We start from the raw sequence: 19,284 nt of genomic DNA, 5'->3' as shown, positions 1-19,284 counted from the left end.
ACCTATCGTTGTCCCTGTTCTTTCTTGCAGACCCACGGTTGCCAGGAATTTTCACTTCATTGCTTGACATGACGATCGGGCTCGCGAATCCAGATTGTTGATATGGCATACAGGATTGGAAAAAAGCTACTGCTCTGTAGCATGCGAACACTGACCTCATGCCTGCAAGCACGGGGCAAGCGCACCGGCACGTCACCTGGGCACGTCAGAGTTTGGTGGACACTCACTCAGGAAACACGCAGTTGCCGCAGTTGAAATCTCAGCCCGCTAGCGCGCCGTCCAGCCCCCATCCACCGGCAGCGCCGTGCCAGTGATCTGCGCCGCAGCGTCCGAAGCCAGGAACACCACCATCTCCCCCAGCTGCTCGGGCGTCACGAACTGCAACGAAGGCTGCTTCTCGGTCAGCAGCGCGCGGGCGGCGGTCTCCTGATCTGTGCCCTCGCGCTCGGCCAACGCGGTGATCTGCTGCTCGACCAGCGCCGTTCGCACCCAGCCCGGGCAGATGGCATTGGCGGTGATGCCGGTGCCCGCATTCTCCAGCGCGGTCACCTTGGTGAACCCGACCACGCCATGCTTTGCCGCCACATAGGCCGACTTGTTCACCGAACCCACCAGCCCATGCACCGAGGCGATGTTGATGATGCGGCCGGCACCCTGCTGCTTCATGTGCGGCAAGGCCGCCGCCGTGGCATGGAATACGGCCGAGAGATTCAGCGCGAGGATCGCATCCCACTTCTCGACGGGGAATTCCTCGATCGACGCGGTGTGCTGGATGCCCGCGTTGTTCACCAGGATGTCGATGCGTCCCATCGTCGCAACGGCGCGATCGATCATGCCGCGCACTGCCTCGCCACGGGAAAGATCGGCCCCATCGTGCACCACCCGTACGCCGAACTCGGTTTCCAGTTCGGTACGGATGCGTTCGATCTCCGCCGCATCGCCAAAGCCGCTCAGCACGATATCGGCACCTTGCCGCGCCAACGCGGTGGCGATGCCAAGACCGATACCGCCGGTGGAGCCGGTGACCACCGCAACCTTTCCAGAGAACATGGGCGAGCTTCCATCGGGCGTAGGTGGTCAGTGTAGCTTCACCGGCGCCCCCTTTAAGCGACGCTACCTTGGTCAATCAACGGTTAGAACGCGTTCGGTACCCGCCGAGGGAAGTGTCCAGCGTTCATTCAAAACGGACGGTACACCTCAGAGGGGGCGCAGCCGTGGCTTGCTGGCGATACTGTCCGACTCCCACAAGGGCAATGCATCCATGCTTTGCCCGGCGGATCGAACACGTCCGAAAATAGCTTCTGCGGCCGTTCTACTCCCCCCACCTCCAACCGGGCGGAGCGCCTTTCATCCAGCAGAGAAGGACAAGGACCAACACTACGGCCCACGTGTAGAGCTGAAACGCGATGGGCTCGCGAAATGGAGAGAACAGAAACGGACCTGCCAGCAGCAGGCCGAATGCGACTGCGTACACAAGCCAGCCCTGCCACGCGCACGGCATCCCCCAACCCCATCCGTACTTTTTCCTGGTAAACCAGTACTTCCTGCTGATCATTGCAATCTTCCTCGATGGCCGCCGGTCTCACGTACCTGATCCAAGCATGCTTTGAGCTGTTCGTGAAGACGTCGGTCCAGAATCAAGTCAGTATCCCCTCTGGCTGTGACGAGAACAGAGCTACGGTCCGTGCGCAGCACGAAGACGTTGCGACCGCTGTGCATGCGGAACTTGCCAAGCTCAACGCCACCGGTGCTCGTTCCAAGTTGCCGGTGAGGCAGCGTGATCCTTGAAGCATCTATGCCGAGAGGAAGCGCGTAGGCGTGAATCAGGGATACGTCCAGCGTCGATCGGCACATCATCAGGAACTACTCCGCAGAGATTGACCGCATGCCTTAAACGTAAATCGTCTCGACAATTGCCTCAAATGCGTCTTCGTCACAGGTGACAAGGCCCACGCTTCGCATCGCGCGCAGAAACGAGCGGGCCTCGTTCTATGTTGCGGGCTTTGCGTGTTCATCGCAGATCATACTTGCACTGCCACGCATGAGAATGCTTCAGTATCAGATAGCGCGCAACAAACGCCCATTTCTCATCGATCACATTGGCCGAACAGGAGCTGCGCGCTGTGATGCCATTGCAGTGACACTGTTCATACCGAACTTCAAACACGCTCTAGAAGATGACGCTTGCCCGCTCAACGGTCGCGAGCGGATTGACCTTCCGCACAGCCTCCAGGAACAGCAGGAAATCCCGATTGAACAGCGTCAGGTTGTTGGTGAACGTCACACCCTTTCTGCCCGATGCTCTGCTGAAGCACACCTTCCAGACATAGCGCCCGTAGATCCTGTCGGACGTTCGTGTGACTGAGGTGATCTGCGAAAGCGGAACCGCCGTGGGCACGGGCCCACGTCGCAGGTAGAAGGATTCTGTATCAAAGAAATAGTGCTCGCGATCCTCTTTGCCATCCACCATCACCAAGGTCATGGACTTGCCAGAAATCTGGCGAGGGGGATCCAAACGCAGCCCTGATCCCAATGCAGAACGCGCGGTCGCTGACATTCGCCGAAGGGTGAACCAGAGGATCACCAACGGAAGTGCCGCGAGGACAATGAAGCCTACGGTCTTCAAAACAGTTTCCAGCGTGCTGGGCACACAGATCTCCAGGATGAACTTTCAGGCGATGCCCAAGTAGATCCACGCCACGCGTGGATGGCTCTCCCTCAACGCCCCATCACTTCCAATGATCCGGCCCCAGGAACGGCAGGCTCAACACAAACACGGGAACCGCCACAGGAATCAACGCCGCGCCCAGTACCTTGCCGGCCGCCGTCCCAACACCCGGCTTGTCCTCCCTCTCCGGCAGGATCCGCTGCGCCCGCGCACTGATCGGCTGTGCCAGCTTCCCCTTCTCCGCCAACGCTGCAGCGTCCGGCAACTTCACCCGCTCGCCGTCGCCCTCGAACAGCGCGCTGTAATAGCTGCCGCCCTTCTTTGAAAGATTGCAGGCCCGATCAAACGCCAGCGCATAACGGCTCCGATCCTGCGGCAGGTAGTAGCGCGCACGCTCATCCACATACTTCGCCTCGCGCGGGAGCACCTCAATCCGCTCCAGCTTGAACTGCATGGCCTGTTCCGCCGTCACCTGCTCCGGCCGCAGCAGCAGCGCATAGCTGCCGTGCACCTTGGCCTTGTTGGCCGGGTCGCGCCAGTCTTCATGGAAGTACATCTGCGCGCAGGCCACCGCCTCGCGCAGCGGGCTGTCCATCAGCGCGCGGTACTCGCGGAACGGCGCGGCATTGAAACGCATCGGCTCTTCAAAGCGCGGCAGCAGGTATAGCTGGCCGTCGTCGGCCACGAACGCACCGGTGATCTCGCGGCTTGAGGCGTGCTCCTCCGGGCCACTGGCACAGCCAGACAACAAGCCAAGGCACAGGGCGGAGAGAATGAAAAAAGACGTTCGCATGTCGTGTTCGAGGGCTTCCCTGGGAAAACGGCCCCGCCCGGAAGGACAAGGCCAGCCCGTCATGGTGCCATGGCAGCCCCGCCGTGCCCAATCAATGCGACTCCACCACGCCCACGACGCGGTCAAACCTGCAGTTGCGCAGATCCTCACGACTCAACCAGAACGTGGCCTGGCCACAGTCACCAAAGACCAGATCAATCGCCGGGTCACACGCCAACTGCAGCAGGCAGACCGCGTCGCCCTCGCCTTCCACGTCGGGTACGATGCCGTGCAAGCGCGGTGCGTGCCCCAGCATCTGGTGCACGCGCGTCTCGGCGCAGCGCTTGCGGCCATCAGGCAACGTGCCCAGGCTTTCATCAAACGGCAGATGTTCGTCCTGCAAGTGGCGGTACATCAGTGCAGGAATGCGCGCGGCCGCAGCCGGCGAGCCTGCCGCGTAGGCAACTGCCGCCAGCAGTCCCTTTGTGAACGCCCGGCCCATGCCCAGGTCGGTCAGCGTCATACGCTCGAAGTCGTCGCTGATCTGTCCGATAATCCACTCACGGAACGCCTCCCGCGTTGCATCATCCGGGGTTTCATCCAGACCAATGGCGGCGGCGCGCTTCACCCACGCGCGTACATCGGCGTAATCAATACCCCCGCGCTTGCCTGCACGCCGTTCATTGCCGATCACCCGTGAAAGGCGGTCAATGATGATGCCTACCTGGGGGAAATCGGTCTGATAGCGCAGCCATTGCACCGGAAAGGTCCACGCAGGTGACTTCGGGCGCTCCCATTCGGTGGCGGCGTCTGCACGCGGAAACAGGCCCGTGGCCGCCACCACCGCACCCAGCCGCATTTCGTCCCGGCGCGAGGGGTAGATATCGTAATACGGCCGATCCTCCTCACCCGGCGGCAGCTCCAGCTCGTCCGGCCAGGTATCCATGCGCCACCAAGGGCCATTGAACATGCACGCACGGCCCATCCTCCTCAGGTAGCAGCCATGCGGGATTGCGGTGCGCATGGTCCGAGGGGCCTTCATTCAGAATCGGACGCATACCGTCCGGCAGCGCACGCACGTGCTGATCGACCGCTACCTCAGCCGCGTACAGTACACGCACGCGTTGCTGTGGTTCGTCCGTGTCCCAGATCTGCTCTTCGTCGTTCATGGCGAAAAAGAACAGCATGCCCTGCGAGGGCATATCGGGATCCACGCGTGGCACCTCGGCGCAATCGATCTGCGCCAGGAAGTGCATCGGCGCCGCTTCGCCATAACTTTCCCCAACCGGCCAATCCATCCCATCGGGCAATTGCGGCAGACCGCCTAGACGGCTGCGAACCCTGGGGAATGCCGCCGGCGGGTAGAAACGCTGCAGCACCAGGGCCGGGGTTCGGTGCTTGGCGAAGAAGGCCTCAAGCACCGCTTCGGCATGGTGGTCGCGTTGGTCGGCGTGGTACATTGAATGAGCCTGAGCATCCATTTCAGTGACGTCCTTTTGAGTCTGGATCGAGCACCACAGGTATATCACCACCCGGCCTGCCTGTAGCGCCCGGCGATGATCTACTCACCGGCGCGCCAGATTGCTCCTTGATTGGCGAAATGAGCCAGCGGCTGCGGGCCGTGCGTCCTGGCCAAGGCCCAGGTCAGCCGCCCGGCAGGCCTTTGAAGAAGCGCCGCGACATAATCCGCATTTCCAGCATGCCGATTACGGCATCCGTGGCTCGCCGGCCCCTTCAGTCGTGCCGGCGCAGTCGGCATCGCGGTTGCTGCCATGTCTGTCGCAATCACCAAGCACTTTGCCCCGCTACCGGGGAACGGATGAAGAAGAAAGCCCACTCTTGAAAGGAGAACGCGGTAATGAACGCAGATGATGCGAAGTCGATACCGATGATGGACCCGCTCGCGAAGCAGCACACAAATGGATCGGATGCATCCAGACGCACCATCTATGTAGATCTTGATGGCGTGATGGCCGATTTCGACGCGGCATTTCCCACCCTGTTTGGCTTGGACCATCGATTGCTTGCCGACGATGAGATGTGGATGCACATCAACAATCACCCGTCGTTCTTCCGCGACCTGCCGCCGATGCAGGGTGCAGTGGAGTTCTTCCACAGCATCCACCACTTGAACCCGGTGATTCTCACGGCCTGCCCGAAATCAAACTATCCACTCGCTGCCATGCAGAAGCGGCAGTGGGTCCGCCAACACCTGTCAGCAACCTGCCTGGTGCTGCCGGTGCTTGGTGGAAGGCATAAGCCTCTCTTCATGCACCAGCCGGGTGATGTTCTGATCGACGATTTCGAAGCGAACTGTGATGCCTGGACAGCGGCCGGAGGCGTGGCGATCAGGCACGCCGGCGATTGGACCGCGACGCGTCACGCGCTTTCCCAAATTGAAGATCTGTCAGGAGCAGCGTTGGCGAAGGGCTGACGCCCTCTCTGCCGACCACGTTGGCACTTCCATAGACAGGCCGAGGCGCTGGCCCCTCGGCCCACAAGGCTGGCAGCCTGCGTTGTAGCTCCGCCCTACTTCAACCGCTCCACCAACCGCTGCCCCACCTCCAGCGCCGAAGCCGGGTTCTGCCCGGTAATCAGCTCACGGTCCACCACCACATGCCCGGTCCACGGCGTGGCATTGCTGCTGAACTTCGCACCCGCCCGCTGCAACGCGGTCTGCGGGTAGAACTTCATCTCACCGCCACCCAGCAGCGGCTTGGCCTGCTCTTCTTCCTGGTTGCTGATCACCGTCATCTGGTAGCCGTTGTAGATCCATTTCGGCGTGGCCGGCGTCGCACCCGCCTCCAGCTTTGCCACGAAACCATCGGCGTCCGGCAGCGTGGACAGCAGCGCGATCGGCCCGTGGCAGACCAGCGCGGTGGTCTTGTTGCGCTGGTGGAAGTCGGCCAGCAGCCGGCCCAGCGCCGGGCTCTTCAGCAGGTCCTGCATCGGCGCGTGGCCACCGGGAATGTAGACCGCATCGAAACGCGCGTAACCCTGCTGCTCGATGCGCGCCAGGCTGACCACCGGCGAGGCCGTCGGCGAGGTCAGCGCCAGTTTCTCCAGCAGGTCCTTGTGCAGCGCCAGCTGCGCGGCATCGTTGCCGAAGTACGCCGGCGTCACCGAGGACGCATCCACCGTCGGCGCCCGCCCCTGCGGCGTGGCCAAGGTCACCTCGTGGCCCGCGTCCAGCAGCAGCTTGACCGGCTGCATCAGCTCGTTGAGATAGAAGCCGGTGGACAGCACCTTGCCGTCCTTCAGGTCAAGGTGGTTTTCGTCGGACAGCACCACCAGCACGTTGGCGGCATGCGCTCCGCTGGCGGCCAGGGTCAGGGCCAGCGCTGCGGCCAGCCGGGTCATCAGGTTCATGGGGAGCTCCTATCGGGGAATGGCCGCCACTTTATTCATCGCGCCAGCGGCGATAAATTGGCCCCATCGCAAAACATCTGTTCCCCGGAGAGCCAAATGAGCCGCAAGTTCGACTACCTGGGCGATGTGGAGGTGTTCCTGGCGGTGGTCGAGCACGGCTCGTTCACCGCCGGCGCGGTGGCGCTGTCCACCACGCCCTCGGTGCTGAGCCGCGCGGTCACCCGCCTGGAAGCGCGGCTGGGCCGGCAGCTGCTGCAACGGACCACCCGCCGCGTGGGCCTGACCGACGCTGGGCGGCTCTATCTGGAACAGGTGCGCACCGCCTTCGGCCTGTTGGACGACGCCGAGCGCGACGTACTGGCCCAGGACGGTGCGCTGGCCGGCCGCGTGCGCCTGAGCGTGCCCACCACCTATGGCCACCACCGGCTGCCGCCCGTGCTGGCGCGCTTTGCGCAGCAGTACCCGCAGGTGCAGGTGGAACTGAACATCACCAACCGCAACGTGGATCTGGTGGCCGAAGGCTTCGACCTGGCCATCCGCCTGGGCCAGCTGCCGGACAGCGGGCTGGTGGGGCGGAAGCTGGAAGACGCCCCACTGCTGCTGGTAGCCGCGCCGGACTACCTGCAGCGCCGCGGCACGCCGCAGACGCTGGAGGATCTGCAGCAGCACCTGTGCCTGCCGTTTGTGATGCCGCGCACCGGGCGGCTGGCGCCGTGGATCTTCCGCGACGGCGGGCGCGACGTGGACTGGCTGCCGCGTTCGCCCATCGAGACCTCCGACGATGTGCTGGGCGTGGTGTCGCTGGCCGAACAGGGCATCGGCATCTGCCAGAGCTATGAGTTCATCGTGCGCGAGCGGCTGCAGCGTGGGCAGCTGGTGGAAGTGCTGCCACAGCTGCGGGGGAGATCGCGGCCGTTCTCGGTGATCTATGCGCCGCATCGGCGGCAGTCGGCGGCGGCGCGGGCGATGATTGAGTTGCTGGCGGGGAATGCGGCTGAGGATGGCGTTGGTTGAGGCTGCGAGCTTGTTACCGGTGTCGGGTTTGAACCGATTTTCGGGCTGTACGGCTGATCGTGCGCCGTTGCTTGGCGAGCCAGACTAAGAACTGTTGCAAAGCAGGCTGTCGCGCTATTCGCTTGTAGCGTGGGCGATTGCGCCAGTTTGAATCGCCATCAACAGAGTAGCTGCACGAATGCGTCTGATGGCGTCGCGTGCTGCACGAATGGTGCGTGCAACAATAGTTCTTCGCTCTCGGATTCCGCGATTCCTTCGCGAATTTCTATTGGCATTCGAAGCGGCGGCGTAAACACCATGGCGCGCCATCAAAAAAGGGTGGCAGCGGGTCTGCAAACCCGTGATGAGAGATGCACCTGTAGTTTGCGCTTGCCCGTCGGCACCGTCCTTAACCGGTGCCGGCGGGCAATCCGTCGGCCTTTCTGGCGGGCGGTGCGTGGGGGCCCTCGGGCCCACCGGTCTATGGTGCTATTTCATCCCGGTTTGCAGCCACGCATCGTCCGCCACCTCTTCGCGGTGGCGCTGTTAAGCACAGCCACGGAAGCCGACGCCATGAACGAATCCGACACCTTCTCTTCGTACACCGTTGTTGAACCGATCAACGACGACACTCCCCTGCCCGACCTGAACTCCCTGCTCGGCATCCTTAAGCGCATGCGCGGCTGCGAGGGTGCCGATGGGCATCCTTGGCCAGAAACCGATGTGTCACCCGGGCGTCGCGTGAGCCTGGCTAGAAGTGAGCGCGCGATGGTTGGCGCACTGACGGTGCTGGAGCTGCTACACGCGGCAGACCGCTGCCGGGTGGCAGCGGACCCGGAGCGGCATTTGGATGAGGGGGTGGTGGATGGGCTGTTTCTGGCTTGCCGAGGGTTAGTTGAGTGGGCTTGTCGGGAGGTTAGGCCAGAGTAGTTAGCCAACCGCAATGACTGCTCTTGCCACGTTATCCATACTCACTTTAAGGCTGGCCCAGCCGCTGCCACTCTTCCAGAGGCGCCTGCCCACGCCTTAAGTGTTGAGTAGACCGACGCTGCCCAAGGACCCTGCCGCCCTAACCCCGCATTGAGGCCATCCTCTGGGGGCACACAAGACACTGAAAACTGTCGATTAAAGCGATCAATCAAAGCTCCAATATGCGCCTCGATATCACGCCGAGCAATCGACATCAGCGAAATAGCTGTAAGTGAATGTGACGCATTTTCCGAGTTTACCATGCTATCAAGTGACCGCTTTGATCCATTCCACTTAGCCCAAATATGTAGCACATTTGCATCTTCGGCTCTATATTTCCACGATGCCATCGGCTCCGACATAATCTCATGAACGACATCTTCTGCTTCGATTGGACTATCCCTCACAATCGCAACAAGGAGCCTATCCCTAACCCCAAGCTCAGCAATTTCGGCTGAATTCAACAGCCGCGCCCAAGTTGCTGCGACACCTTGCGGCCAGGCCAGCGCCAAATGCCCAAGCACACCGTCAGCCAACTGACCAAACGCGTCTCTCGGCTCCCCAATGGTAGAAAGCTCTCCCCATATATCCTCAGACCCATAAAACTGCGCAGCAAGAATACGCGCAGCTGCGCACGCAGCGTCACCGAAATTCCCCCTTCTAATAGATTTAATCAGTAGGCGCCGCAACGACCGACTCCTGGGGCGATGCCGCGCGAAAGCTTCAAAATAGGTCGCTCCGGCTACGTCCGGCACTTGGTTTTCGAAATAGCTCCCAAGTAGAAGCTCCAGAGCCGGAGTTTTCTCGAAAAGTGCATCGTAACCAGACCGCACGAACTCTGACACAGGAAGCTCCCGCTCCTGGACATTGCTCTCTAAGAGGAGCGGCTTAAGTGCCTCCCAGTGCTCGATCAGAGCACCCGGTGAAACCAGATCATGCGCCAGCCAGTCGATAAGCCCATGAGTCCAATTGCGCCCGCCATCATCCGCAAAGCGAGCAACAACTCGCGAATACGCCCCAAGCTCCAGAAGGGCCGCCAACGCTGTGCGCCGTCGCATGTCCATATAGGTACCCACGGAGTTGAACTCGGGCGCAAGGAACTGCTCCAACTGCTCGACGAGTACAGAATCCCCCTTTGCAGCGCGCGCGCGCGCCATCAAACAGCTGGCTCTAACCGCACTATCCTCTTCCGCCAACGGCAATGGAGTCAACTCAACCACGGAATCAAGTTCGATGGCTCGCTCACGGAAAATAGTAGCAACAGCCACCCTCACGTCAGCTGGCGCCGGTATCGCCGCGTCAAGAAATCGCGCTCGAAGGCCCGCATCGCGTTCAAAAGCCCGAGCAATTACTCCGAAATTTGGACCGTCGATGTTGGATAGTGAATCCTCAACTATCTCTAGGCTCCTTGGATCATCCGGATATATGCTTGCAAAGCGCGCCTGGATCTCTGTCCTGTGGTAGTACCATATTCTAGGGCTATCCAACAGATCCCTCACCAGTTCCTTGGTACTTTCATCTGGGTATTCCTCGAGGAGAGCCATGACGGCTCCGACCTCTCTTGTCACAGCGGAAGCGCGCGCAATTTTGCGAAGCCAATGGACTCGTTTGCTAGATTCAGAAATAAGGACTCGCCCCAATGACCCCAAGGGCGCGGCCATCTCGATACTTCCATCGGCCCAGTGCTGAAGCCTTTCTCGCACCACAATATCGCCCCCCCATCCGCGCTGAAGGGCGAACGCAATCCAGTATCGCCCACGGATGTCCGCTAACTCATATGACTCCAAGAGCTCAAGCTTCGCTCCCTCATCACCAATGGTGACCATTGCATGGGCTGTCCGAGGGTCCCATAGGGGCCCCTTGTACTTCGCCCGGTCCGCATTCAATGAATCTCTAATTGCCGGGGCCAGTTTAGCATTCCCACGAAATCCCGCAGACAGATCCTCCCACACGCGATGATCGCCAAGCGTTAGCATTCGACCAAACTGCCTGACCAATGATGCAACAACCTCCGCCACTTCAACATCACCCGGGCAACAGCGGACCAGATACTGAAGTGGCACCTCTACGTCAAATCCCGATTGAGCTTTACGCAATCGGTCCAGCAGAAATCCGCGAAGATTCTGATCGCTCGGCCAGCCTTCGCACAGCAATCCAATTGCATCATGTTGCACTTGATATTCCAGGGAGCCACCATCCAGCAGCATCCAAACTCGAGCGATGTCTTCATCAGTTTGTAGCCCTTGCTTGACACGAGTTCGCACCGTTCCTAGAAACAGCTCAGCATTGGCTGTACTTCTGTTGGCGCTTGCACATGCAATAGCTTGCGCCTGCCACTCCGTTCTAGCGGTCAATCCATAAATAGCAGCAGCCCTAACTTCAGGCCGAACATCAAAAATCGCCATTCTCTCCAAAGTGGCCAACGTCTCATCATTATCCACGAACACGTGCGCAATAGTTTCGGCGGCGGCTCGTCGACACATGACATCTTCATCTCTAAGGGAGCGAACTAGAGTGGACCACAGATCGGTGGATGGCGCCCAATCCTTAAAGGACGCAATGAGAGCTCTCCGCTTATAACTTAGCTGTCCAGGCAGCCAACGCCTGATGGCAGAACGACACTCAGAACGCACACGTGTTCCCAGCGCGCCAATTGCAATGTTCCTCGCCAATGACACGCGCAGCTCGACAATGGGAGAACTTTCCACTTCGTTGACGGCAAGCTCGACGATTCGACGTGCTTCGCTTATCGGAAGCCCCGAATCCGATGTGGCGATCTCCATGCGGAGCTCGATAGACTGTGTACGAAGCCATTCATTCTTGGCGCCTAGATCTTCTAATCGTTGTGATGCACGGCTAGAGAGCACCATTTCTCCGCGCGCACCCAGAATTCCGAACCATGCAATTAGAGTTTCTCGCCATGCAGGACTGGCCCAGATGCCAGCCATCCATTCAATTTGATCATCGTGTGACTGTCGCGCGACCGACTCAGCGGTCAAGTACTCCTGAATACTCAGATGGAGGAGACTAAACTCGTCGGGAGATCGCTCAACAAGCACTCCATACTGACCATTCAACTGATTGACTGCCTCCGCGGCGACTCTTCTCGCCTTCGCCGCAGGCTCGCCCAACCCATGCATATCGTCCATCAGAAAGACTGTGCACACCTCCTCGCAACGCTCTTTCGAGAGTGATCGCGTCGGTTGTGATTGCATCTCCCTAGCCAGCCGAATAAGCATCTCTCTAAGATCTGCGGACTTCAACCCCAGAGAACTGATCGGCGCGGCAGTTCCACTCGCTTGCGCGCGCGCGGCAGGATGCTTTGATAGCAACAGCTCCACAATCTGCCTGTACGCCTCTACTCGCGCCTCAGGAAGCTGGTGGGAGAACCTAAATAGCTGAATCAATGACATGCAAAGCAGCGGATTTCGGGCCAACTCCAGAGTCCTAGGACTACTGCTTGCTTCGCGCAGGAATGCTTGCGCCCGACGCCGCCCGAAATCACCGATTTCATAGGTCGCTTGCAACGGCGCTTCGGGCTCTGACTCCAGAAACTCAAACCAACGAGCCGCCAACTCCTCTATCTTCTTTTCGCTCAAGGATGCAAGCGTAGCTTTTGCCCAAGAAGGCGGGATGCCGAGGGTTCCGTAGCTTTGGGGTCGGCCAGTGCAAATGATTGACGCACCACTGGCCTCTAAGAAAGTCACAACACGATCAAGAGCCTCACGCCCCGAGTGCTCCTCCGTGGACTCATCCAAACCATCAACAAGCAGGAGAACCTGCCCTGCCCTCACTGCTCGCTTGAAGATTGGGTATACATCGCCGAAACTGTACTGGCAAAGCCACTCTCGAAAGAATGCGTCAATACTAATACCCGATTCGCGCCCAATGGAGGCCGAAAGCCGGGAGAACGATATCCATATCGGTAGGCATGCAAAATATCCAGAGTTCAGAACGTCAAATCGGAGCTTTTCTGGCTTCAAGATGGACAAGGCCAAGTATCTGAGCAACGTACTCTTCCCATAGCCCGGCTCACCGAGAACAACGCACTGGCTCCGATCACGCAGCCATTCAAAGACGGGTCTCTTGATCTCGTATGACGCAGCATTTGCATTCTGAGGTGCGACCGCGTCTTGCCCCCTGGAATTCCCATAAGCCTCTTCCTCTCGGCTTAAGTTTCTCATCGTAGACTGATTGAATGTCCCCATATCAACCTGAGTCCGCTCGACGACATCGGGAACCACATATCGATCACGATAGTCCATGTACGCGTTTCGATCCGTCCTAAAACCCGGATCGTGCTGCGAGAAGAGTACTGAGTATAGATTCGCAAGTCTGGATCGAAGCGCTCCAAGCTCGTAGCCATTCAGCCGATCGCCCAAACTATCGGCAGCATCCTGCCCGTTAAAACTAGACACCCAAGAACGACCAAAGAAATCATCGACGATGTCGCAGTTATCTTTTAGACGCTCGCATATCCCACCTGCGGCAGAACCATCCCACACCGAAAGCTCTATACCCTGCTCTGCCAGTATCTTCCGCTGCTTATCCAGCGCGTCCTGCTACTGAGTTCTCTCAAGCGACGACGATACACACAGTACGAACTCCGTCACCTCCTTCACCCAGCGCCCGGAAAGAAAGACTTTCACCGCGGAGGCAATATCAGAAGCACTGAAATCGTTAACTTTCTTGCACTGATAGCACACCTTCGAGGAAGGTTTCCCGGAGCGAACCGCAATGATGTCGATACCTCCTTGCGACTGGCCCGCCGTTCCATAGACAGAACAGTCAATCACTTGACCCTCTCTACGAACGAGCCTAAGTGCAAGACGTTCGAAGTCTTGCCAAGAGAGTTCATTCAAAGGAAGGCTTTGCGTACGCGTTTCGACCGGCGCCTTGGGCTCGGGCCCGCTTGGAGGCTCCTGAAGCCAAGCGCGTCCGCGCGTTATTGAATCTTCCACATAATCTCCAGAAGCCACCATTAAGTCCTCCAGCCGTCCTGTGCGCCTGCGAGAGGTCGTTGAACCAGCAACACTGTGTCGCCTTAGAAATCGGCAACCCCATGCAAGACAGTGTCGCACAAGCAAAGAGTGTCTCGACAATAGTTCTTGGGTTCAAGCACTACCGCCCCGCCGACGAGAGGCCCAAGAAACGTAACCGGTTGAAAAAGCACTTCCTCACTTCGGGAATTTTCACCACCCATATCATTAATAATAATCATTAAAGAAATAGCTGATGCTCCAGAGAGCTTCGCCAGAGACGACAGCGAAGCTACATAATCTCGAACCTGAACTTGGGAGCCCCCCTCCCTCTAAAACCCATGCAGAAGGCGGCAGAACGCTCACAAACAACAAGGGCGCCTCTCGGCGCCCTCGTTCTTTCAACTCATTCCCACTCAATAGTAGCCGGCGGCTTACCCGAGATGTCATAAACAACCCGCGACACCCCCCGCAACTCATTGATGATCCGGTTGCTCACCGTCCCCAGGAACTCATACGGCAGATGCGCCCAATGCGCCGTCATGAAGTCGATGGTCTCCACGGCCCGCAGCGCAATCACCCACTCATAAGCCCGCGCGTCACCCACCACGCCCACCGACTTCACCGGCAGGAACACGGCAAACGCCTGGCTGGTCTTGTCGTACAGGTCCGCCTTGCGCAGCTCATCAATGAAGATGGCATCGGCCTTGGCCAGCAGTTCAGCGTATTCGCGCTTCACTTCACCCAGGATACGCACGCCCAGGCCCGGGCCCGGGAACGGATGGCGGTACACCATGGTGCGCGGCAGGCCCAGCTCGACGCCCAAGCGGCGCACTTCGTCCTTGAACAACTCGCGCAGCGGCTCCACCAGGCCCAGCTTCATGTGCTCCGGCAGGCCGCCCACGTTGTGGTGGCTCTTGATCACATGCGCCTTGCCGGTCTTGCTGCCGGCCGACTCGATCACGTCCGGGTAGATGGTGCCCTGCGCCAGCCACTTGGCGTTCTTCAGCTTGTTCGACTCTTCGTCGAAGATCTCAACGAACAGGTTGCCGATGATCTTGCGCTTGGCCTCCGGGTCGCTCACGCCTTCCAGCGCGGCAAAGTAACGGTCGGCGGCATTCACGCGAACGACCTTCACGCCCATGTGCTCGGCGAACATCGCCATCACCTGGTCGCCTTCCTGCCAGCGCAGCAGGCCGGTATCCACGAACACGCAGGTCAGCTTCTCGCCGATGGCCTTGTGCAGCAGCGCGGCAACCACGGACGAATCGACGCCGCCGGACAGGCCCAGGATCACTTCGTCATCGCCCACCTGTTCGCGCACGCGGGCGATCTGGTCGTCGATGATGTTGGCGGCGGTCCACAGGGTCTGGCAGCCGCACACGTCCACCACGAAGCGGCGCAGCAGCGCCTGGCCCTGCAGGGTGTGGGTCACTTCCGGGTGGAACTGCACGCCGTACCAGCGCTTTTCTTCGTTGGCCATGGCGGCCACCGGAATGCGGTCGGTGGTGGCGGTGATGGTGAAGCCCGGCGGCGCGACGGAGACGTGGTCGCCGTGGCTCATCCAGACATTCAGCTTCGGCTCGCCGCCGTGGTCGCTCAGGCCCTTGAACAGTGCATCCGGGTTGATCACGTTCACTTCGGCGTGGCCGAATTCGCGCTGATCCGCCGCTTCGGTGGCACCGCCCAGCTGCGCGGCCAGGGTCTGCATGCCGTAGCAGATGCCGAAGATCGGCAGACCGCTGTCGAACACTTCCTGCGGCGCGGCCGGGGCACCCGGCAGCGTGGTCGATTCTGGGCCACCGGACAGGATGATGCCCTTGGCGCCGAACGCGGCGATCTCGGCCGGGTTGTGGTCCCACGCCCAGATTTCGCAGTAGACGCCCAGCTCGCGGATGCGGCGGGCGATCAGCTGCGTGTACTGCGCGCCGAAATCGAGGATGAGGATCTTGTCGTTATGGATGTTGGTCATGGTGCCGTTCCAGTGGTGTTTTTCGCAGCGCCCGGCGCTTCAAGGCTCTGCGTCAGCGTGGCGATGAACGCCTCGCGTTGTTGAATATGTGAGGTGTCTTCCTCGTCCCAGCGCAGCATCAGCAGGCCGTGCGGTGCGTTGGGGTTGGAGCGGTCGGCGCGCGGCAGCTCGGCGATTTCCTGCACTTCGGTGCCGGGCACGATGCGCCGTTGCAGCGCCGCCATCGAGACGCCCGAATCCGCAGCACCCCAGGATGCCCAGCGCACACTCATCCGTGCGGGCTCCAGCGCGCCCAACACCGGCGTCAGCACCGGATCATCCGGCCCGTGCAGCAGCTCGGAAATGCATTGCAGGGTGACCTGCAGCGGGCGCTCGCCAGTACCTTTCAGCAGCCAACGCTGCTCGCCAGCGGCCTGCACCTGCCAGCCCTTCGGCAGCGAGAACGCGTTCTGGCACGCCTGCACGTCCTGCAATTGCGAAACCGCCGCGCCCGGAGACCCGGAGCGCGGCGGCGGTTCGGACAACGAACAACCTGCCATCAGCAGGCTGCCCGTAATCGCAAGAGCAGTTCGCAAGCGCATCAGGCGCGATAGTTCGGCGGCTCTTTGGTGATCGTCACGTCGTGGACGTGGCTCTCACGCTGGCCGGCGCCGCTGATCTTCACGAACTTGGGCTTGCTGCGCATGTCTTCGATGGTGGCGCAGCCCACGTAGCCCATGGTGGCGCGCAGGCCGCCCATCAGCTGGTGGATGATGCCGCCCACCGGGCCGCGGTACGGCACGCGGCCTTCGATGCCTTCCGGCACCAGCTTGTCGGCGGTGGCGGCGTCCTGGAAGTAGCGGTCCTTCGACCCCTTCTCCATGGCAGCCAGCGAACCCATGCCGCGGTAGCTCTTGTACGAACGGCCCTGGTACAGCTCGGTCTCGCCCGGCGATTCCTCGGTACCGGCCAGCAGGCCACCGACCATGATGGTCGAGGCACCGGCGGCCAGCGCCTTGCCGATATCGCCCGAGTAGCGGATGCCACCGTCGGCGATCAGCGGAATGCGGTCCTGCAGCGCTTCGGCCACCAGGTCAATGGCGGTGACCTGCGGCACGCCAACGCCGGCGACGACGCGGGTGGTGCAGATCGAACCCGGGCCGATGCCGACCTTCACTGCGTCCGCGCCGCTGTCCAGCAGCGCCAGTGCGGCTTCGCCGGTGCAGATGTTGCCACCGATGACCTGCACGTTCGGGAAGTTCTTCTTGACCCAGCTGACGCGGTCCAGCACGCCCTGCGAGTGGCCGTGCGCGGTATCGACCACGATCACGTCCACGCCGGCGGCGACCAGCGCTTCCACGCGGCGATCGGTATCGCCACCCACGCCGACGGCAGCGCCGACCAGCAGGCGGGTCGACAGATCCTTGGCAGCGTTCGGGAAGTCGGTGTTCTTCTGGATGTCCTTGACGGTGATCAGGCCACGCAGTTCGAACGAATCATTGACCACCAGCACCTTTTCGATGCGGTTGCGGTGCAGCAGCTGCAGCACTTCGTCAGACGCGGCGCCTTCCTTGACCGTGATCAGGCGATCCTTCTTGGTCATGATGTGGCGGACCGGATCGTCCAGCTCGGTCTCGAAGCGCATGTCGCGATGGGTCACGATGCCGGCCAGCAGGCCGTCGCTACCCACCACCGGCACGCCGGAGATGTTGTGCGCCTGGGTCAAGGCCAGCACGTCGCGGATGGTGGTTTCCGGGCCGACGGTGATCGGGTCGCGGATGACACCGGCCTCGAACTTCTTGACCTTGGCCACTTCCGCGGCCTGCTGTTCCAGGCTGAGATTCTTGTGGATGATGCCCATGCCGCCGAGCTGGGCCATGGCGATGGCCAGGCGGGCTTCGGTGACGGTATCCATGGCTGCGGACAGGATCGGAAGCTTGAGCTTCAGGTCGCGAGTCAACCGCGTTTCGAGGTTGACGTCCTTGGGCAGGATGGTCGAATGGGCGGGGACGAGCGAGACGTCGTCGTAAGTGAGTGCTTCAGCCTGGATGCGCAGCATCGGCATACCCGAGATGTGGGGAAGCGCGACATTTTACCCCTTTTTCGCGCCCTGTGGCAGGGGGTAGATGCGACGCAGTGTCGCGCGGGCGGTGGTTGGTTCAGGGGGGCGACCCGGGTGGGCGCCAACCTTGGTTGGCACCCACGGAACCGCCATGGACATGGAACCGCCACGGAACCGCCCTTGGTAGGTGCCAACCTTGGTTGGCACAAACAGGGAGAGGCCCTCATCCCATCTGGGGTCCAGCGCCGGACGGATCGTGCCAACCAAGGTTGGCACCCACGGAACCGCCATGGACATGGAACCGCCACGGAACCGCCTTTGGTAGGTGCCAACCTTGGTTGGCACAAACAGGGAGCTGCCTTCACCCCATCTGGGGCACAGGCGCCGGACGGATCGTGCCAACCAAGGTTGGCACCTACCAGGAGCGGGTCATCGGCCTGCCTGCATTGTGCCGACCAACGGTCGGCACCCACCAGGAGCCGGTCGTCAGCTCAGCGCTTCCGCCGCTTCCAGGGTGTTCTGCATCAAGGTGGCCACGGTCATCGGGCCCACACCACCGGGCACCGGGGTGATCCAGCTCGCCCGCTGGGCCGCCGCTTCAAACCCGACATCACCCACCAGGCGACCGTCATCCAACCGGTTGATGCCCACATCGATCACCACAGCACCCGGCTTCACCCACTCGCCCGGCACGATGCCCGGACGGCCCACCGCCACCACCAGGATGTCGGCGTTGCGCACGGCCTGCTCCAGCACGTCCTTGGGGGTGAACTTGTGGCAGCTGGTCACGGTGCAGCCGGCAATCAGCAGTTCCAGGCCCATCGGGCGGCCGACGTGGTTGCTCACACCCACGATGGTGGCGTTGCGGCCGCGCACCGGCTGGTCGGTGTGGCCCAGCAGCGTGGTGATGCCACGCGGGGTGCACGGGCGCAGGCCGAACTCGCGCAGGGCCAGATGGCCGACGTTTTCCGGGTGGAAGCCGTCCACGTCCTTGCGCGGGTCGATGCGCTGGATCAGGCGGCGCGCGTCGGGGATGCCCGGCAGCGGCAGCTGGATCAGGATGCCGTTGATCTTTGGATCGGCGTTGAGCTGGTCGATCAGGTCGAGCAGCTCGGCTTCGGTGGTACCGGCCGGCAGATCGTAGTCATGCGCCTCGATGCCGACCTTCTCGGCGGCACGGCGCTTGTTGCGCACGTACACGGTCGAGGCCGGGTCGCCACCCACCAGCACCACGGCCAGGCCCGGACGGCTGCCACCGGCGGCCACGCGGGCGTCGACGCGCACCCTCAGGCTGTCGAGCAGGTCCTCGGCGATACGGCGGCCATCGAGAATGCGGGCAGGAAGCTGGGAGGTGGAATCGGTCATCGGGAGCGGGCGTGGGGCGGCGGGGACGCTATTGTCCCCGATTCAGGCCCCCTCGCCCACCGCCGGCTTCGGCAATGCCGGCCGCTGACCGACAACGGCAAATGGCCGACCACCGGTAGTGCCGGCCGCTGGCCGGCAACCTCATGGCGTCGGAAC

14 protein-coding genes are annotated in these 19,284 nt (G+C 61.2%); 3 read left to right on the top strand and 11 right to left on the bottom strand.

The features are described from left to right. Window positions 1-267: 267 nt before the first annotated feature. From V3B64_RS14490 to V3B64_RS14470, 5 genes are all read right to left on the bottom strand, one after another. Window positions 268-1,050, bottom strand: a complete 783-nt coding sequence (locus tag V3B64_RS14490; RefSeq protein WP_329914328.1) for a 3-hydroxybutyrate dehydrogenase — start codon at window positions 1,048-1,050, stop codon at window positions 268-270. A 1,120-nt stretch (window positions 1,051-2,170) separates the two neighbouring features. Next, window positions 2,171-2,650 carry a hypothetical protein gene (locus tag V3B64_RS14485; RefSeq protein ID WP_329914327.1) on the bottom strand — a complete coding sequence of 160 codons (480 nt, stop codon included), beginning with the start codon at window positions 2,648-2,650 and terminating at the stop codon, window positions 2,171-2,173. 79 nt (window positions 2,651-2,729) lie between these two features. Next, complete coding sequence (locus tag V3B64_RS14480; protein WP_329914326.1) at window positions 2,730-3,461, bottom strand: hypothetical protein; 732 nt, start codon at window positions 3,459-3,461, stop codon at window positions 2,730-2,732. A 91-nt stretch (window positions 3,462-3,552) separates the two neighbouring features. Next, entirely contained in the window at window positions 3,553-4,386 is an 834-nt protein-coding gene (locus V3B64_RS14475) for a DUF1963 domain-containing protein (protein ID WP_329914325.1), read from the bottom strand. Then, window positions 4,346-4,900 carry a YwqG family protein gene (locus tag V3B64_RS14470; protein ID WP_329914324.1) on the bottom strand — a complete coding sequence of 185 codons (555 nt, stop codon included), beginning with the start codon at window positions 4,898-4,900 and terminating at the stop codon, window positions 4,346-4,348. Before V3B64_RS14470 ends, V3B64_RS14475 begins: the two co-directional genes overlap by 41 nt. Window positions 4,901-5,298: 398 nt before the next feature. Here V3B64_RS14470 and V3B64_RS14465 point away from each other — a divergent pair, with 398 nt between their 5' ends. Further along, window positions 5,299-5,874: a hypothetical protein gene (locus tag V3B64_RS14465; protein WP_329914323.1), complete on the top strand. Its 576-nt coding sequence runs from the start codon at window positions 5,299-5,301 to the stop codon at window positions 5,872-5,874. 95 nt (window positions 5,875-5,969) lie between these two features. Here the strand turns inward: V3B64_RS14465 and V3B64_RS14460 are convergent, their stop codons facing one another. Next, window positions 5,970-6,809: a type 1 glutamine amidotransferase domain-containing protein gene (locus V3B64_RS14460; RefSeq protein ID WP_329914322.1), complete on the bottom strand. Its 840-nt coding sequence runs from the start codon at window positions 6,807-6,809 to the stop codon at window positions 5,970-5,972. A 96-nt stretch (window positions 6,810-6,905) separates the two neighbouring features. Between V3B64_RS14460 and V3B64_RS14455 the strand changes: the two genes are divergently transcribed. Continuing rightward, window positions 6,906-7,823: a LysR family transcriptional regulator gene (locus V3B64_RS14455; protein ID WP_329914321.1), complete on the top strand. Its 918-nt coding sequence runs from the start codon at window positions 6,906-6,908 to the stop codon at window positions 7,821-7,823. A gap of 552 nt (window positions 7,824-8,375) precedes the next feature. Then, window positions 8,376-8,732: a hypothetical protein gene (locus V3B64_RS14450; protein ID WP_046430208.1), complete on the top strand. Its 357-nt coding sequence runs from the start codon at window positions 8,376-8,378 to the stop codon at window positions 8,730-8,732. 41 nt (window positions 8,733-8,773) lie between these two features. On the opposite strand, the gene V3B64_RS14445 is transcribed toward V3B64_RS14450, so the two are convergent. The 5 genes from V3B64_RS14445 to folD form a co-directional block, all read right to left on the bottom strand. Next, window positions 8,774-13,036 carry an NACHT domain-containing protein gene (locus tag V3B64_RS14445; protein WP_329914320.1) on the bottom strand — a complete coding sequence of 1,421 codons (4,263 nt, stop codon included), beginning with the start codon at window positions 13,034-13,036 and terminating at the stop codon, window positions 8,774-8,776. A 1,120-nt stretch (window positions 13,037-14,156) separates the two neighbouring features. Continuing rightward, window positions 14,157-15,722, bottom strand: coding sequence for a glutamine-hydrolyzing GMP synthase (guaA, locus tag V3B64_RS14440; protein WP_005413109.1), 1,566 nt, complete (start codon window positions 15,720-15,722; stop codon window positions 14,157-14,159). Further along, a complete protein-coding gene (locus V3B64_RS14435; RefSeq protein ID WP_180855630.1) occupies window positions 15,719-16,195 on the bottom strand; it encodes a hypothetical protein in 477 nt (158 codons plus the stop codon). Before V3B64_RS14435 ends, guaA begins: the two co-directional genes overlap by 4 nt. A 107-nt stretch (window positions 16,196-16,302) precedes the next feature. Continuing rightward, on the bottom strand, window positions 16,303-17,760 hold the full coding sequence (gene guaB, locus V3B64_RS14430) for an IMP dehydrogenase (RefSeq protein WP_005409308.1): 1,458 nt from the start codon (window positions 17,758-17,760) through the stop codon (window positions 16,303-16,305). Window positions 17,761-18,249: 489 nt separating this feature from the next. Beyond that, window positions 18,250-19,128, bottom strand: coding sequence for a bifunctional methylenetetrahydrofolate dehydrogenase/methenyltetrahydrofolate cyclohydrolase FolD (gene folD / locus V3B64_RS14425; protein WP_329914319.1), 879 nt, complete (start codon window positions 19,126-19,128; stop codon window positions 18,250-18,252). Window positions 19,129-19,284 lie beyond the last annotated feature (156 nt).

This window comes from Stenotrophomonas sp. SMYL86 (genome assembly GCF_036320025.1).
Taxonomy (GTDB): domain Bacteria; phylum Pseudomonadota; class Gammaproteobacteria; order Xanthomonadales; family Xanthomonadaceae; genus Stenotrophomonas; species Stenotrophomonas maltophilia_A.
This window is presented reverse-complemented; position numbering and strand designations above follow the sequence as displayed.

Bases quoted from the DNA above. Each gene is read 5' to 3' on its own strand.
- V3B64_RS14445 (WP_329914320.1), bottom strand. From the start codon at position 13,036: ATGGACTATCGTGATCGATATGTGGTTCCCGATGTCGTCGAGCGGACT.
- V3B64_RS14455 (WP_329914321.1), top strand. From the start codon at position 6,906: ATGAGCCGCAAGTTCGACTACCTGGGCGATGTGGAGGTGTTCCTGGCG.
- V3B64_RS14470 (WP_329914324.1), bottom strand. From the start codon at position 4,900: ATGTACCACGCCGACCAACGCGACCACCATGCCGAAGCGGTGCTTGAG.
- V3B64_RS14465 (WP_329914323.1), top strand. From the start codon at position 5,299: ATGAACGCAGATGATGCGAAGTCGATACCGATGATGGACCCGCTCGCG.
- V3B64_RS14460 (WP_329914322.1), bottom strand. From the start codon at position 6,809: ATGAACCTGATGACCCGGCTGGCCGCAGCGCTGGCCCTGACCCTGGCC.
- V3B64_RS14490 (WP_329914328.1), bottom strand. From the start codon at position 1,050: ATGTTCTCTGGAAAGGTTGCGGTGGTCACCGGCTCCACCGGCGGTATC.
- V3B64_RS14480 (WP_329914326.1), bottom strand. From the start codon at position 3,461: ATGCGAACGTCTTTTTTCATTCTCTCCGCCCTGTGCCTTGGCTTGTTG.
- V3B64_RS14450 (WP_046430208.1), top strand. From the start codon at position 8,376: ATGAACGAATCCGACACCTTCTCTTCGTACACCGTTGTTGAACCGATC.
- V3B64_RS14475 (WP_329914325.1), bottom strand. From the start codon at position 4,386: ATGGATACCTGGCCGGACGAGCTGGAGCTGCCGCCGGGTGAGGAGGAT.
- guaA (WP_005413109.1), bottom strand. From the start codon at position 15,722: ATGACCAACATCCATAACGACAAGATCCTCATCCTCGATTTCGGCGCG.
- guaB (WP_005409308.1), bottom strand. From the start codon at position 17,760: ATGCTGCGCATCCAGGCTGAAGCACTCACTTACGACGACGTCTCGCTC.
- folD (WP_329914319.1), bottom strand. From the start codon at position 19,128: ATGACCGATTCCACCTCCCAGCTTCCTGCCCGCATTCTCGATGGCCGC.